General features: G+C 69.4%; 15 protein-coding genes. 1 reads left to right on the top strand and 14 read right to left on the bottom strand.

Translation table 11 applies throughout. The features are described from left to right. Nucleotides 1-319: 319 nt before the first annotated feature. The 3 genes from ABZ794_RS02400 to ABZ794_RS02390 form a co-directional block, all read right to left on the bottom strand. Entirely contained in the window at nucleotides 320-547 is a 228-nt protein-coding gene (locus ABZ794_RS02400) for a ferredoxin (RefSeq protein WP_210780523.1), read from the bottom strand. Then, entirely contained in the window at nucleotides 544-1773 is a 1230-nt protein-coding gene (locus tag ABZ794_RS02395) for a cytochrome P450 (RefSeq protein WP_357513813.1), read from the bottom strand. The genes ABZ794_RS02400 and ABZ794_RS02395 overlap by 4 nt, the downstream gene beginning before the upstream one ends. Before the next feature lie 229 nt (nucleotides 1774-2002). Beyond that, nucleotides 2003-2782, bottom strand: coding sequence for a hypothetical protein (locus ABZ794_RS02390; RefSeq protein WP_357513811.1), 780 nt, complete (start codon nucleotides 2780-2782; stop codon nucleotides 2003-2005). 296 nt (nucleotides 2783-3078) lie between these two features. Between ABZ794_RS02390 and ABZ794_RS02385 the strand changes: the two genes are divergently transcribed. Continuing rightward, nucleotides 3079-5349 (top strand): glycoside hydrolase family 44 protein, encoded by a 2271-nt coding sequence (locus tag ABZ794_RS02385; protein WP_210780526.1) that lies wholly within the window; start codon nucleotides 3079-3081, stop codon nucleotides 5347-5349. 230 nt (nucleotides 5350-5579) lie between these two features. Here ABZ794_RS02385 and ABZ794_RS02380 read toward each other — a convergent pair whose 3' ends face one another. The 11 genes from ABZ794_RS02380 to ABZ794_RS02330 form a co-directional block, all read right to left on the bottom strand. Next, on the bottom strand, nucleotides 5580-6314 hold the full coding sequence (locus tag ABZ794_RS02380; RefSeq protein ID WP_210780527.1) for a cation transporter: 735 nt from the start codon (nucleotides 6312-6314) through the stop codon (nucleotides 5580-5582). After that, complete coding sequence (locus ABZ794_RS02375; RefSeq protein ID WP_210780706.1) at nucleotides 6314-6658, bottom strand: metalloregulator ArsR/SmtB family transcription factor; 345 nt, start codon at nucleotides 6656-6658, stop codon at nucleotides 6314-6316. The genes ABZ794_RS02380 and ABZ794_RS02375 overlap by 1 nt, the downstream gene beginning before the upstream one ends. Nucleotides 6659-6715: 57 nt before the next feature. Beyond that, nucleotides 6716-7024: a metalloregulator ArsR/SmtB family transcription factor gene (locus ABZ794_RS02370; protein ID WP_210780528.1), complete on the bottom strand. Its 309-nt coding sequence runs from the start codon at nucleotides 7022-7024 to the stop codon at nucleotides 6716-6718. Continuing rightward, nucleotides 7021-7860, bottom strand: a complete 840-nt coding sequence (locus tag ABZ794_RS02365) for a metal ABC transporter permease (RefSeq protein WP_210780529.1) — start codon at nucleotides 7858-7860, stop codon at nucleotides 7021-7023. Before ABZ794_RS02365 ends, ABZ794_RS02370 begins: the two co-directional genes overlap by 4 nt. Next, nucleotides 7844-8731: a metal ABC transporter permease gene (locus ABZ794_RS02360; RefSeq protein WP_210780530.1), complete on the bottom strand. Its 888-nt coding sequence runs from the start codon at nucleotides 8729-8731 to the stop codon at nucleotides 7844-7846. The genes ABZ794_RS02365 and ABZ794_RS02360 overlap by 17 nt, the downstream gene beginning before the upstream one ends. Further along, entirely contained in the window at nucleotides 8728-9498 is a 771-nt protein-coding gene (locus tag ABZ794_RS02355) for a metal ABC transporter ATP-binding protein (RefSeq protein WP_210780531.1), read from the bottom strand. The genes ABZ794_RS02360 and ABZ794_RS02355 overlap by 4 nt, the downstream gene beginning before the upstream one ends. Before the next feature lies 1 nt (nucleotide 9499). Further along, a complete protein-coding gene (locus ABZ794_RS02350) occupies nucleotides 9500-10489 on the bottom strand; it encodes a metal ABC transporter substrate-binding protein (RefSeq protein WP_238688426.1) in 990 nt (329 codons plus the stop codon). 122 nt (nucleotides 10490-10611) lie between these two features. Beyond that, nucleotides 10612-11373 (bottom strand): class I SAM-dependent methyltransferase, encoded by a 762-nt coding sequence (locus ABZ794_RS02345; protein ID WP_210780533.1) that lies wholly within the window; start codon nucleotides 11371-11373, stop codon nucleotides 10612-10614. A gap of 112 nt (nucleotides 11374-11485) precedes the next feature. Further along, the gene (locus ABZ794_RS02340; RefSeq protein ID WP_238688425.1) at nucleotides 11486-12679 is read right to left on the bottom strand and encodes an aminotransferase class V-fold PLP-dependent enzyme; all 1194 of its coding nucleotides are present in this window, start codon (nucleotides 12677-12679) and stop codon (nucleotides 11486-11488) included. Nucleotide 12680: 1 nt separating this feature from the next. Then, entirely contained in the window at nucleotides 12681-14000 is a 1320-nt protein-coding gene (locus ABZ794_RS02335; protein ID WP_210780535.1) for a pyridoxal-phosphate dependent enzyme, read from the bottom strand. Next, on the bottom strand, nucleotides 13997-15445 hold the full coding sequence (locus ABZ794_RS02330; protein ID WP_247668659.1) for a Y4yA family PLP-dependent enzyme: 1449 nt from the start codon (nucleotides 15443-15445) through the stop codon (nucleotides 13997-13999). The genes ABZ794_RS02335 and ABZ794_RS02330 overlap by 4 nt, the downstream gene beginning before the upstream one ends. Nucleotides 15446-15861: the final 416 nt, after the last annotated feature.

Genomic DNA, 15861 nt, shown 5'->3' with positions numbered 1-15861 from the left:
CTCCCGGCAGAAGTCCGTCGACCGGTGTCTCGTTTAGTGCCTTCGCCACACTGGCCGCCGCGAGATACGCAAACCGCTTCTGACTGCCCTCTTTCCAAGTCAGTGATTGAGCGGGCCGTCGAGCACCGTCCGGAGGAGATTGCGGCACCAGTCGACCAGACGGCGGCGAAGCCCTGGTCGGCGAAGGCGAACCGGATCGGAGTGCTGGCGCAAGCCGTCAGCAGAGCCGCCGCGGCAGAGCGACCGTCTCGTCGCTGATCTGCCGAAACTTCCGCACCTGCCCAGCTCATGGGCGCAGACGGCCGGGCTCGATCTCGGGTCAATCCTGCGGTGCGATCAGCCGGTCGTCGGTGGTGTCGTGGACCGTGATCGCCTCGACCGGGCACGAGTCGGCGGCGTCGAGGATGACGTCGGCCGGGGCGACGACGTCGGCCAGCGGCGCGGACTGGCCGCCGACCAGGCGGAAGTGCTCGGGCGCGGTACCGGCGCAGATGCTCGTGCCGATGCACCGGCTCGAGTCCACCCCGATCCGCCAGGCGGTACTCACCAGGCCACCGGCATGCCGAGCAGACCCCGCACCAACATGCCCCGCTTCCACTCCAGCTCGGCTTCCGGTACGGCGAGCCGCAGTCCGGGCAGGCGGGTCACGAGGGTGGCGACGGCGACCTGCAACTCCATGCGGGCCAACTGCGCGCCGACGCAGTGGTGTACGCCGTGCCCGAAGCCCAGGTGCGGGTTCTGCTCGCGATCGAGATCCAGCCGGTCCGGGTCGGCGAAGACCGTACCGTCCCGGTTCGCCGATGACAGTGAGCCGAGAACCGGCTCACCTGCCCGGACCAGAACACCGCCGACTTCGACGTCCTCCTTGGCGTACCGGGCGAAGGAGGAGCCGACGCCGAGCGGCACGTACCGCAGCAGTTCCTCGACCGCGGCCGGCACCAGCGACGGGTCGGCCCGCAGCCGAGCGAGCTGGCCCGGATTCTGCAGCAGCACGTAGACGAAGTTGGGGATCTGGGTCACCGTGGTCTCGTGGCCGGCCGCGAGCAGCCCTCCGGCCAACTCGACCAGCTCGGTCTCGCTGAGCCGATCCTGATTCTCGTCGCGGGCCCGCACCAACGCGCCGAGCAGGTCGTCGATCCCCGGCTCGCGGCGGCGCTCGGCGACCAGATCACCGATGTAGCCCCAGAGACTGTTCAGGTACTCCTGGATCGTCTCCATGGGCAGGGAGGTGGTCGAGACGATCGCCTCGGACCAGATGTGGAAGCGGTCGCGGTCGGCGTACGGGACCCCGAGCAGCTCGCAGATCACCTGGATCGGCAGCGGCGTGGCGACGTGTTCCACCAGGTCGGCCGGAGGACCGAGCCGGACCATGTCGTCGACCAGCGCGTCGGCGATCTCCTGGGTTCGGGGTCGCAGCGCCTCTACCCGACGTGCCGTGAACGCCTTCGCCACCAGCCGGCGCAGCCGAGTGTGATCGGGCGGGTCCAGGGTCAGCATGCCGCTGTACTGCTGGCGTGGGGTGAGCCTGGGCTCGTCGCGCTGGACGGCCGGGGCGCGGCCGAACCGCACGTCGCCGAGGACCGTACGGACGTCCTCGTACCGGGTGGCGAGCCACGCCTCCTCGCCGTAGGGGAGCTTCACCCGGGTCATCGGCTCGTTCTCGCGCAGCTCGCCGTAGGTCGGATCGACGACGAGGCGGTCGGGCACACTGAACGGGTACGACCGGGCCGGCGGAACGGTTCGGCTCTCGGTGGTCTGCGCGCTCTCCGTCATCCGGGTTCCCTTCGTCGAGACGGCGTGATCCTCAGGCCGGCACCAGATTCGTCCGGCGCCGGACTGCCAGCGTCCAGGACGAACGGACAGCACACATCAACGCTCAGTAGTCTGTCGATGTCGGATCGTAGCGGGAGGCATCGATGATCGCCATGGAGGCCGGTCCGCCGCCGGGGTGCGGCAGCAAAGCCGCCCCCCGGCAGGGACGTTCATCGGGACTGGCCCCGGATCAGCAGCCGAGCCGCTTGCTCGAAAGGGCGATGTCGTCGATCCAGAGATCAAACTCGCCCGGTGTCGTGCCGCCCTGGTAAAGCTGCCAGCCGATCTTCACCGTGTCGACCGTCGGGAGGACGAAGGGAACATCGTTGCCACCGTGGTCGCTCGTGGAGGCGGTCAGCTCCGGGTTCGCCACGCCATCGATCCACACCGCGACGCGGTTGTCCGCCGCGTCGATCTTCCACTCGAAGCATTGCCAGGTGTCCTCGACGACCGGGGCGGACTCCCGCCAGTTGGTCCAGTCGCCGGTCGGACCGCCGTCGGCGCCAACCCCCCAGAAGGTTCCGGGAACCGTTGGCGCGTACTGCCCACCGATCGGACGGACGACCTCCGCGCTGCCGGTGCCGGTCGCTTCCACCAGCGTGAAGTGCGCCCAGTCCGGGGCCGTGGGGAAGGCGTCGACGCGCAGGCGCATGCGGCCGTAGAAGCGGTTGCCCGGCGCGGCGAAGTCGTCGACGCGCAGGAAGGCGCGTCCGTTGTCGACGGTGTGGACGTGCAGCACCTGGTTGCCACGACGGGCACGTTCGACGGTGAGCGTGCCGTTCCGGGTGTCGACGCCCCAGTTCACCGTGCTGGGCCCCCCGGGAGGCAGTCGCTCGAAGTCCTCACAGAAAAGCAGGCCACGCGGGCACGAGGGCGGGGAGGCCCCCGCTGCGCCGGCCGGAACGCTGCCGACTGCGGCGCCGAGGATCAGGGCGGCGCTGAACACCGCGAGAAATCTGCGCACTGTCATCCTCCAAGACGGCTGGTTCCCGCCACAGGGGCCGGGCCAGCAGGAACTTTCCGGCCGTGCGACGCTGAGATGCTCCCGCTCGCACCGTTGCGGCGCGGTTGCCTCCGCACTGCGGCGATCCGGGCTGTTCCGGCACCACCGCATCAGGCACAACCACATTGACGGGCGTCATTATATGTGACGCTTGCATTCGGTCGGCCAGCAGTGGACCACCCTGCGGCGTTGACTCGGAGCCAGGAAAGCGCAACGCTGTGGAAGCGCTCCCATCGTCGAGCTCCTCTGCGAAAGGAATGCTCGTGCGTCCCACCACAGCTCTACTTCCGGTCGTGCTCGCCACGGCCCTCGGCGGTCTGGCCCTGCCGGAGCCCGCCCTGGCCGCGGCCGGCCCGGCGCTGGCCGTGGACACCACTGCCGCCCGGCACCAGATCAGCCCGTACGTCTACGGCATGAACTTCGCCGACCAGGCTCTCGCCCGCGACCTGCGGCTGCCGGTGCACCGCTACGGCGGCAACGCCACCACCCGCTACAACTTCCGAGCCGACACCACCAACCGCGCGTCGGACTGGTACTTCGAGAACATCCCCAACGACAACCCGAGTCCGGCCGACCTTCCGGAGGGCTCGGAGACCGACCGGTTCGTGCAGGAGAACAAGGCCAACGGCGCCGCCACTGTCATGACACTGCCTCTGCTCGGCTGGATCGCCAAGGACCGGTCGCGGGCGTGTGGCTTCAGTGTCGCCAAGTACGGCCCACAGCAGTCCACCGACCAGTGGGCACCGGACTGCGGCAACGGCATAAAGCCGGACGGGTCACCTGTCACCGGCAACGATCCGGAGGACACCAGCGTCGCCGTGGGTCCGGAGTACGCCACAGACTTCGTCAACCACCTCAAGGGGCAGTTCGGCGCCGCCGCCGACGGCGGGGTCCAGTTCTACAACCTGGACAACGAGCCGGACCTGTGGCACTCCACCCACCGCGACGTCCGCCCGGCCGGGCTGGGCTACGACGAGCTACGCGACCGCACCTACGAGTACGCCGCCGCGATCAAGGCTGCCGACCCCGGCGCGAAGACGCTCGGTCCCGTCGGCTGGGGCCTGAACTCGATCCTCTATTCGGGCCTCGACCAGGACACCTGCTCGCGCACCGGCTGCTGGTCGAACCCGCCGGACAAGGCCGCGCACGGCGGCCAGGACCTCGGCCCGTGGTACCTGGACCGGATGCGCGAGTACGAGCAGCAGCACGGCACACGCATCCTCGACTACTTCGACGTCCACCTCTACCCGCAGCAGTCCGGCGTACTGGGCGAAGCGGCCGGCGACGCCGACACCCAGGCGCTGCGACTGCGCTCGACCCGCCAACTCTGGGACCCGACCTACGTGGACGAGAGCTGGATCAACAGTCCGGTCCGGTACATCCCGCGCCTACGCGAGCTGGTCGACCAGCACTACCCGGGCACGAAGGTCGCGATGACCGAGTACAACTGGGGCGGCCACGGGTCGCTCAACGGCGCGCTCGCCCAGGCTGACGTCCTCGGCATCTTCGGCCGCGAAGGGCTCGACCTGGCCACCCTCTGGACCGCACCCGAGGCCGACCAGCCGGTGGCCAACGCCTTCCGCGTCTACCGCAACTACGACGGCAAGGGCGGCGCGTTCGGCGAGACCTCCGTCCAGGCGACCAGCGCCGACCAGGGCAAACTGGCCGTGTACGCCGCCGAGCGGAGCGCCGACAAGGCCCTCACAGTGGTCGTCATCAACAAGACCGGCGACGACCTCACCAGCCCGGTCGCCCTCACCGGCGCCTCCGCCAGCACCGCTCAGGTCTACCGTTACAGCGGAGCGGACCTCGCCGGCGTCGTGCGGGAGGCAGACCAGCCGGTGACCACCGGCGGCCTCACTGCCACCTTCCCGGCCAACTCGATCACCCACCTGGTGCTGCCGCGCGACACCACGCCCGGCGACACCCAGGCGCCGACCGCCCCGGGCAAGCCGACCGCCGGCACGATCACCGGCGACAGCATCTCGCTGGCCTGGACGCCGTCCACCGACGACACCGCCGTCACCGGCTACGACGTGCACCGGGTCGACACCGCCGGGACCGTGAAGGTGGGCAACGCCACCGGCACCACGTACACCGTGACCGGGCTGACACCGGACACCCCGTACACCTTCGTGGTGACCGCCCGCGACGCGGCGGGCAACGTCTCGGCGGCCTCCCCCGGCCTGACCGTACGGACCGCGCCCACCGCCCCGACCGTCCGCTGCACGGTCGGCTACACGGCGAACAGTTGGCCGGGCGGCTTCACCGCGACCGTGACGATCAAGAACACCGGCACCACCGCGATCGACGGCTGGAAACTCGCCTTCGACTTCCCCACCACCGGCCAGAAGGTCGGCCAGGGCTGGTCGGCCACCTGGAAACAGAACGGAACGAGCGTCACCGCCGACAGCATGAGTTGGAACGGCAGACTCGCCTCCGGCGCGTCCACCAGCACTGGCTTCAACGGCACGTGGAGCGGCACCAATCCGGCGCCAACCGCCTTCAACCTCAACGGTCAACGCTGCGGGTGAGCTGAGAACCCTCCACTCCGTATCGGAGCGAGGGGCCGGGGCGCAGCGGCACCCCGGCCCCCCTCGCTCGCGCGCCTACAGCGCCGCCGTGGTCGTCCGCCAAGCCGATGCCGCCTACCGGCTACTCGCCGCTCTGACCGACCCCGCGAATTCGAACGTGCTCGCCCCGGCGACACTCGATGCGCTGCGTCAGTTCGTGAGGTGCGGCGCCAGGTAGACGAGGCCCACGCTCAAGACCCCTTTCCCCGTTCCCGGTGGGCCCTCGCCCTGCTCGGGGTGCAGCAGCCGTCAGTACAGCCGGACCCGGTGGGTTCGCGCGGCACCGTGACCGGAGCGCAGCAGGTGCCGCCACGCCAGGCTTCCCGGCCTTCCTTGACCGCGACTGCGGCGATGACCAGCGCGGCGGCCGAGTCGGCCCACCACCAGCCGAACAGCGAGTTGACTGCCAATCCGAGGAGCAGGACGGCGGACAGGTATGTGCACAGCAGGGTCTGTTTCGAGTCGGCGACCGCGGAGGCGGAGCCGAGTTCGCGGCCGGCGCGCCGTTGCGCGGCGGACAGGATCGGCATGACCGCCAGCGACACGGCCGCGAGCAGCAGGCCGACCGTGGAGTGCTCGGGGCGCTCGGTGCCGAGCAGCGCGCGTACGGACTCGACGCTGACGTAGCCGGCGAGGGCGAAGAACGAGATGGCGATGATGCGCAGGGCGGTGCGTTCGCGGCGTTCGTGGTTGGCGCCGGAGAACTGCCACGCCACCGCGGCGGCCGAGGCGACTTCGATGATCGAGTCGAGGCCGAAGCCGATCAGCGCGGTCGACGAGGCGATCGTCCCCGCGCTGATCGCCACTGTCGCCTCGATGAGGTTGTAGCTGATGGTCACGGCCACGAACAGCCGTACCCGACGGATCAACACCGTCCGTCGCGCCGACGGCGGTCCAGCGGCCAACGGCATGAGCGGCAGGCTCATCAGCAACAGCCCTCGGTTTCGGCGCTCGGGCAGGCGGCCGGGTCGACCGCGAGGACGAGACCGAGGAGATCCCCCAGGGCATGGGCGAGGCGCGCGTCGGCGAGTTCGTAGCGCGACCGGCGACCCTCGGGTACGGCGACGACAAGGCCGCAGCCACGCAGACAGGCCAGGTGGTTGGACAGGTTCTGCCTGCTCGTGCCCAGCAGGTCGGCGAGGTCTGCCGGATAGCCGGGGCCTTCGCGCAGCGCGAGCAGGAGCCGGGCTCGGACCGGGTCGGACAAGGCGTGACCGAAGCGAGCCAGGACCTGCCCGTGCGTCAACGTCTCCACCACACGACAGTACATCATCCACTGAATTAACGCGATGCTGAACTATAAGTAGCCGTCGTGCGCCTGCGATGTTCAGGCCGAGTGCTCGGCGTGGTGCAGCACCTCCGTGATGAGTCGCCTGGTGGCCTCCCCCTGCAGCGTGTAGGTGACCTCTCGCCCGCGACGCTTGCGCCGGATCAACCGGGCCTCCTTGAGATACCGCAGGTGGCGGGCAATGAGCGTCGAGTCCGCGGACATCGCCTCCGCCAGCGAGGCCGGCGTCTGTTCGCCGTCCTGCAGCAGCACGAGAATATGGATCCGGTGCTCGTACGCCATGGCGCGCAGCACGACCACCGCGCGGTCCAGGGCGCGCCTCGTCTCGTCGAGGGGTGCGGTGCTCATGCGGGGAACGCCCGCAGGCGGGCGGTCGCCGTGGGCCGGGATCTGACCAGCCGGGCCAGCACTGTCGACAGGGCCAGGATCGCGGTGGCGGTCAGGGTGATGCTCGCGCCGGCGGCGACGTCCCAGCGGCTCGACGCGTACAGGCCGCCGAGCCCGCTGAGAGCGCCCAACGTGACGGCCAGGGCGGTGATGATGCTCAGCCGGTGCGACCACTGGCGCGCCGCCGCCGCCGGTGCCACTATGAGGGCGAGGGCGAGGATCGTGCCGATCGCCGGGACGATCGTCACGACCGCCACCTGGATGACGAGCAACAGCACGACATCCCAGACACCGGTCGCGAAGCCGGCCGCCTGTGCGCCGGCCCGGTCGAAGCCGGTGTAGCGCAGTGGACGGGCGCAGACCAGCAGGACGGCCGCGACGACGACGAGCGCCACCGCGGTGGTCACGAGATCCTGCGGACTGACCGTGAGGATCGATCCGACGAGGAACGATGTCAGGTCTCGGCTGAAGCCGCTCTGGGTGGCGACGAGCCCGGCGCCGAGCGCGAAGCCACCGGAGAGCATGACGCCGGTCGCCGCAGCCGTGTTCTGGCTTCGGTGGCGGCTGAGCGCGGCGACGCCCAGCGCGACGATCGCCCCCGCGACCACGCCGCCGATGACGATGTTGACGCCGATGATGGAGGCGGCCACCACCCCGGGGAACGTCGCATGGGTCAGTGCCATGGTGAAGAAGGACAGCCGGCGAAGCACGACGTGAACGCCGACGAGTCCGGCGAGCGCGCCGGCGAGCAGCACCTCGGCCGTGGCCCGGTGCAGCGCGTCATCCCACCAGTTCATGCGGGGACCTCCTTGCGTCGGAGACGATCCGCCCGCGGTTGTGCCTCGACCGCAGCGCTCCCAGCGGGAGCAGCAGCAGGTAGGCGAGCACGAGCAGCAGGACGACGGCGGAGGCCGAGGTCAGGGAGATGCCGTAGTCGACTGACGCCGTCCAACTGGCCAACAGACCGCCGTATGCGGCGACGAGGATGAGGACGGTGCCGATCACCGCCATCAGCGACAGGCGTGTGGTGAGCATGCGGGCGGCTGCGGCCGGCACGATGAGCAGCGCCACCACCAGGATGGTGCCGACGGCGCGCACCGCGGCGACGACGACGAGCGCGACGATGATGTTGAGCAACAGATCGAGCCAGGCGACCCGGAAGCCGGCGGCGGCCGCTCCGGCCGGGTCGAAGGTCCGGAAGATCAGGGCGCGGGCACTGAAGAGCAGCAGCCCGAGGATGACGACCGCCAGCACGGCGGTCTCCGCGATCTGGCGCGGCGTCACCGTCAGAATGCGCCCGAAGAGGAACGAGGTCAGATCCGCGGTGTACGAGGAGCGCCGCGACACGAGCACCACGCCGATCGAGAACATCGCGGTGAGCACCACGGCGGTGGACGCGTCGTCGGACAGCGCCCCGCCTCGGCTGAGCAGTGTCAGCACCACAGCGGTCACGACGCCGGCGACCAGCGCCCCGACGACGATGCCCTCGATGCCCCCGGCCAGGAACCCGATGACGACGCCGGGAAACACTGTGTGCGTCAGCGCGTCGGAGACGAACGACAGGCGGCGGGCGAAGACGAAGACACTGACCGGTCCGCAGATGAGGGCGAGCAGCGCGAGCTCGGCCAGGGCGCGCCCCATGAACGGTACGGTGAACGGCTCGATCACGGTTCCACCAGCACTGTCCGGCCGTCTCTCAGCTCGACGGCGTGTCCGCCGTACGCCCGGCGCAGCGTATCGGCCGTCAACGTCTCGTCGGGCGGGCCGACCGCCCACTGTCGCCCGTTGAGCACGCAGACCGCGTCGGCGAGTTCGTGCGCGACCGTCAGGTCGTGGGTGCTCAGCACCAGGGTGGTCCCGACCGCGCTGAGTTCGCGAAGGACGGACACAATGGCTTCCTGACTCACCGCGTCGACGCCGTTGAACGGCTCGTCGAGCAGCAACAGCCGTGGTTCGGCGGCGATGGCGCGGGCGAGCAGGACCCGCTGGCGTTGGCCGCCGGAGAGCACGCCGAAGTGGGTCCTCGCGTGATCGGCGAGGCCGAGGCGGTCGAGCGCCTCGTGCACCGCTCGACGGTCGGCGTTGCGGGTGGGCCGCCACCAGCCGATTCGCCGGTAGCGGCCCATCATGACGACCTGGCCTGCGGTCACCGGGAAGTCGGCGTCGAGGGAGTCGGTCTGCGGGACGTATCCCGTGCGGGCCCGGGCCTGGGCCGGCGTACGCCCGAGCACGGTGGACGTGCCGGCGAGGACCGGCACCAGGCCGAGGATCGACTTGATCAGCGTGGACTTGCCGGCGCCGTTCGGTCCGATCAGGGCCAGGCGCTGCCCGGGGACCAGTTCGAGGTTGACGTCGGTGAGCACGGGCGTGCCGTGGTAGCCGACGCTCACCTCGGTGAAGCGAACGGCGGCGTCGGCCACCGCGACATCGTCCATGTCAGCCGCCCAGAGCCGTGACGATGACCTGGGTGTTGTGCCGCTCCGCGCCGAGGTAGGTGCCCTGGGGGGTGCCTTCGGCGCCGATGCTGTCGCCGTAGAGGGCGTCCTCACCGCCGATGACCTTGACGCCGGCCTGGTTGGCGATCGCCTCGGCGCTCTTGGGCGGCAGCGACGTCTCCGCGAAGATGGCCTTCGTACCCGTCGCCTTGATCTTCGCGACGAGTTCGTTGAGCTGCTTCGCGCTCAGCTCGGCGGAGGTGTCGAGGCTGGGGATGACCGAGCCGATGAACTGCAGCTTGTACCGGTCGACGTAGTAGCCGAAGGCGTCGTGGTTGGTCACGAGCTTGCGCTGATCGGCAGGGATCCTGGCGAAGGCGGCCTCGTTGTCGGCGTCAAGCTTGTCGAGTTCGGCCGTGTAGGTCTTCAGATTGCCCGCGAAGGCGGCCGCGTGCGCGGGGTCGGCCGCGGCGAGGCCCTTCTCGATGTTGGCGACCATCGTCTTGGCGTTCAGCGGGTTGTGCCAGATGTGCGGGTCGTGCTCCTCGCCCTCGTGCGCATCCTCGCCCTCTTCGTGGCCTTCCTCGCCCTCCTCGTGGCCACCCTCGCGCAGCGTGACGCCCTGGCTGGAGTCGACGACGGTGCCCTTGAAGCCGGCCGACTCGATGGTCTGGTCGAGCCACTCCTCGAGGCCGACACCGTTCTTGACGACGATGGCGGCCTTACCGATCGCCTGGATGTCGGCCGGGGTGGGCTCGTAGTCGTGCGGGTCCACGTTCGGCTTGATGATCTGTGTGACGGTGACGTCGCTGCCGCCGATGGTGCGGACGAAGTCGGCCACCTCGGGGGTGGTGGCGACCACCGCGAGCCCGGTGCCGGACGAGGCGTTGCTGCCGCCCTTGGCGGCATCGTCTCCCGAGCCACAACCACTGAGAAGAACAAGCGCGGCGGCGGTCGCCGCGGCGATGATCGTGCGTTGTCCATGCTTCACGAAAACACTCCATTCCTGAGATGCGGAACGGTAATCGTTTTCGCTAAGTATCGTCTAATAGCGAGATGACCACACGTGCATGTGTTGTCTCCGCAGCGTCCGGGGACCCGGGCGGTCGACCCTCAGGCCATGGCCGCCAGCGCCGCGTGCCTGCCACATCGCCAGAGGATCCCGGCCTCGCCGAATCCGGCCTCGCGGGCGGCGGTGGTGTGCCAGGAACCCGGAGCGGTGAACTCGGCCGGCAGGCGGTTCTCGAAGATCGCCGCCCGCTGCGCCAGCAGCGGGCGCAGCAGGTCCATCTCTGCGATGTCGTTCCACCACCGCGCCCAGGCCAGCTCCGCGACGGCTTCGCCCGGGGCCGGATTCAAGGCGCCCATCAGGGACGGAAGCCCCTCGTCGGGCATGAGGTCCGCGACGATGAGCAGCCCGCCGAGCGCCAGGCAGCGACGGGCGTCGGCGTAGAACGCACGGACCTGCGCCGGTGGCAGGTAGTGCAGGGTCATGACCACCGTGACCAGGTCGTAGCCGCCACCCGCACGGTCCACCCAGCGCGGGGTCGACAGGTCCCCCTCCAGCGTCCGCACCTCACCGGCCAGGGCACCGCGCGCCAGCGCGAGCAGCACGGGATCGATGTCCATCAGGGTGATCGCGGCATCGGTCCACCGCCGGGCCATCCGCTCGGCGAGCAGTCCCGGTCCGCCACCCAGGTCGAGCACCCGCGTGGGCGCCCGGCCACGAACAGCCTCGGCGACACTGCACAGCGTCTCCTCAAGGCTGGCGAGGTGCGGCACGAATCCCCCCATGACCTGCGCCCAGCTCTCACGCCACCGGACGGCTTGCGCGCGGTCCAGCAGGGCGGCGGGCGCGCGGGCGGTCGTTGCCATTGGTGCACTCCGGGACGACGCGCGGACAGGATGACCACACGATAACGGAAGCCATTTCCGACAGCGTAGGTGATCCGACACCGAAGAACCGGCATATCGCGGTGCGTGTCGGTCAATCCAGGTCGAGCTCCGCCAAGACCGACAGAAGCCGGTCCACCTCCTCGGCGGTGTTGTAGACGTGCAGGCTCACCCGTACGGATGCCGTCTTCTCGCCCTGGTCGCCCTGGCAGTGACCGTCCGCGCGGACCAGCAGGCCATGCGCGGCCAGGATGAACCCGAGGTCGTTCGAGCCGATCAGATGGTGGCGAAAGGCCACGATGCCCTGGCGCTGCTGCGTCGGGGTGTCGGCGGCCAGGCTGCTCTGACAGCCCAGCACCTCAACGTTGGGCAGCGTGCGCAGCCCGTCGGTGAGCCGCGCGCCGAGCGCGGTGTTCCACCGGGCGATGCGATCCAGGCCGGCGGCGTCGAGCCAGTCCAGTGCGGCGACAAGGCTGATGATGCCACTGGTGTTTGGTGAACCGTTCCAGCCGCCCGGCGCGTACGTCGGACCACGCTGATTGCGCGCCCAGATCGCGCCGCTGCCCGGCAGGGCCATCGCCTTGTGCCCGGAGAACACCACGAAGTCGACATCGGTCGTCGCCGTGGACAGCGGCAGGTGCCCCACGCCCTGCGCGGCGTCGAGGCAGATGGGAATGTCCGGTCCGACGGCCGCGCGCAGCCTGTGCACGTTCATGTCGTTGCCGTAGACGTGGTGCACGTGGGTCGCGGCGATCAGGCGCGTACGGACATTGATCATCGCCGCGAGCCGGTCGATGTCGTAGTCATGGGCGGCGTCGTAGGGCATTGCCCGTACGGCGACGGACAGGCGGCCCTGGTGACGCAGCAGCTCCGCGGTTTCCAGCCAGGGTGCGTTGTTGGCCGCGTGATCGGCGAACGGCACGATGATCTCGTCGCCGTCGCGCAACTGCGGGGCGAGCCAGTCGCGGGCGATGGCGCGCAGACCCTCGGTGGTGCCGCTGACAAAATGCACACCCGAACGCTGCGGTGCCGGATCGTCGAGGAAGCGGCGCAGCCGGTCGCGGGCCTGCTCGATGCGGGTGGTGGTCCGGTTCGCCCACGGATAGGTGCCCCTGGCGGCGTTGGCGTTGCCCGTCGTCAGATAGGTCAGGACGGCGTCGAGGACCGCCTGCGGCTTCTGCGAGGTGGCGGCGCTGTCCAGGTACGCGACGTCGGGGTTGGCGGCGATGAGCGGGAACTGAGCGCGCAACGTCTCCTGCCACGGGCGCAGCTCGGTGAGAACGTCCATGTCAGTCGCGCACGAGTTCGGCGCCGGCGTCCCGCCAGGCAATGATCCCGCCGTCGAGAGAGCGTACGTCCGGATGACCCATCCGGGTCAGCAGAGCGGCGTAGCGGGCGGACTTCTCCCCCACCGGGCAGACCAGCAGCACCGGCTGGCGGCGGCCGAACGGCAGCCCGCCATGCAGCAGCTCGGCGAAGAGCTCGTCGACGATGTTGATCGAGCCGTCGATGTGCAACGCCTGGTACGCGAACGGGCTGCGCAGGTCCACCACCAGCCCTCGGCGCTCGGCGATCCACCGCTCGGCTTCCGCCACATCCACTGTCGCCGCCTGCCGCACGTCCGCGTCGGTCACCGTGCGGACGGAGTTGCGCCGCGGTGGCCGACCGAAAAGCTCGGGGCGCCGCTCCCGCAGGTAGCTCATGTAGCTCTCGACGCGGTCACAGACGATGAAGACCGCCGTGCGGCGTTCGGTGAGCTGCGCGTCGACGCCGCGCAGATGGCGTACGGCGCCCTGGTAGGCGCCGCCGCCGGTAGGCCCGGCGAGCGTGCCACATCGGCGTACGAGTGTCAGCAGGCCGTCGATGGCGTCGTCAGCGGTGATGGTCTCCACAGTGTCGTAGACGTCGGGGTCGAAGAGGCCGACCTCGTGCACCTCGTCGATGGTGCGGATCCCCGGGATGAAGTCGGACTTGTGCGCCACCAGCCCGACGACGCGTACGTCGGGGTTGTGCTGGCGCAGCACAGCCGCCACGCCGGTGGAGGAGCCGGCCGTTCCGACGCAGGCGATGAAGTAGTCCGGGACTCGGCCGTCGAGGTCCTTCAGGATCTCCGGGCCGGTGCCGTTCAGGTGTGCGTCGACGTTGAGCTCGTTGAAGTACTGGTCGGTGTGCAGGTAGCCGCCGCTCGATCCGGCGAGCCGGTGGTACATCCGGGTCAGCGGGTCGTCGGTGTCAGTGGGGTCGAGGCATTCGGCCTGCCCGGGCAGCTCGTCGATCTCCGCGCCGAGCAGCAGCAGCAGGTCCTTGATCTCGGCGACCTTCATGCGGTTGGTGACGCTCTTGAAGGTGAGCCCGTGCATCCCGGCGATGACGGCGAGGGCCTTGGCCGTGTTGCCGCTCGACAGTTCGACAACGGTGTCGCCACTCTCAACGGCCTGGGTGAGGAGAGGTCGGACCATGTTCCACGCGGCGCGGTCCTTCAGCGAGCCGAACGGGTTGAGCAGCTCCATCTTGGCGTACAGGTCGATGTTGTGCAGACCGTGTACGGCGGGGTCGATGCGCACCAGCGGGGTATTGCCGATGGCCTCGGTCATGCTCTCGAACCTCATGGTGCCTCCGCACGATGGTGAACGGGCCAGTACTGCTCGTCGAGGCACCATCGCCACCCGCCGTCGTCGCGGTACAGCGCGACCTTGCGGCCGATCGGCTGACGCAGCGCGTGCGTGGCGCTGAAGTCCATCAGGTAGCCGGCGGTGTTGACGAAGGCCAGCAGGTCGCCGGGGCGGGGCCGGGACGGCAGGAAGACCCTGCGTCGGGTGATGAGATCCGCTTCGAGACAGAGGTTGCCGAACAGGTACACCGCCGCAGGTCCCGGAGCGGCCGGGGTCGTGCGGTGCACGACGACCGGGTCCATCAGGACTCCGTGCTCCTCAAGGCTGACATCGCGTGCGTTGCAGTCCAGGCGCACGATGGTGTCGCCGTTGGCCTCGTCGCGGACTTCGAGAACGCTGGCCAGGACCAGGCCGCACTGGTCGAGCAGGGCCCGACCCGGCTCGACGAGTAGGTCGTACATGTTGTCCAACAGCAGTGTCCCGAGTGGGCGACGTTGCTCGGGCGCGGCTGTTCCGAGCAGCCGATCGAGGTACGCGGGTCCGGAGACGGGCCGGTGAGCGGGATACAGGTTCAGCGAACCGCGGACGTGGCCGCCCTCGGCGCGCAGCCCGTAACCGTGCCCGTTCCAGGTCAGTGGCGCCCGCCTGCCGAGCACCGCCTCGGTGAGGGCGGAGGTGTACTGCTCCCACTGCGCCCCGTCAGCCAGGTAGTTCACGCCGAACCCACCGCCGATGTCCACTGACCAGGGCCGCAGACCTCGTCGGCGACACTCGTCGAGGGCGCCGAGGCAGCCCTCCAACGCGACGGCCTTTTCCGGCAGCCCAATCGTGTCGAGGTGAAACGCCACTCCGACCAGGTCCAGGGCTTCGACGTGTTTCTCGATCACGTCGAGAACCTCGCCCACCGCAGCGGCCGACACCCCGAAGCGGCTACGACGACTGTTGAACTGCACGCCTGTTGAAGTGAAGCCCGACAGTCGCGCCATCACCCGTACACGCGGCAACGACCAATCCCTGACCAGTGTGGCGAGCGCCGCCAACTCGCCGATCGAATCAGCGCTGACGGTGACTCCGGTGCGGGCGCACAGCCAGAGGAACTCCTCGTTCTTCGGCCCCGTCGCCATGATCCGCTGCGGCACGAAGCCGGCACCGACCGCGTGCTGCAGCTCGGCGAGTGACGCCACGTCGATGCCCGCGTCGGTGGCGGCGAGTTCGCGCACCAGGGCACTGGATCGGTTGGCCTTGTGCGCGTAATAGATCTGACCGGAGAGACGGTGGTCGGAAAAGACCGAACGGAATGCGGTGACGTTTTCCGCCAATTGCTGCGGTAGAACCACGCCCAGTGGGGATCCCATCGCGTCGGCCAATTGTGTCAACAGGACGGTTTCGTCGAGTGCCGACCGTAGTGTCGGATCGATTTGCGGAGCCAGGTGAAGGGGCAATGCGACTCCTCAGGTGAGTCGTGGCGCCACGGACGTCGCCACCCCTCGCGCCGAAAAACCCTTTGTGACGACGGCCTGCTTCAACGTAACCGATGTTTTGACGCCCGCCAAGAGGCGGCAGAGGCGCGACTGAACACCTCGCCGCCACATACACGACTGCGCATGTGTGACGATGTTCGTCAATATGGGCGTCGACAATCCAGCAGAATCGACGACCACCGCGTGAGGCCATTGTCTTTCCCCGCCGCACCGGGGCACGCTGAACAATCCTGGCAGGCGCTGCCGGAGCGGAGTTCAGCCTTCGACCTGCGCACGCCAATGGCGAAGGTCGGAGTTGGTGGCACTTGTCGGCGCGGGGGGCGCACGGGTATGTTTGGCCCCGCCCCTAGGGTGCGCCCCCGCCCACCCCCGCCAAC

Source organism: Micromonospora sp. NPDC047187, assembly GCF_040643355.1.
GTDB lineage: Bacteria > Actinomycetota > Actinomycetes > Mycobacteriales > Micromonosporaceae > Micromonospora > Micromonospora salmantinae.
The sequence above is the reverse complement of the archived record's forward strand: the minus strand, read 5'-3'. Positions and strand labels throughout refer to the sequence as shown.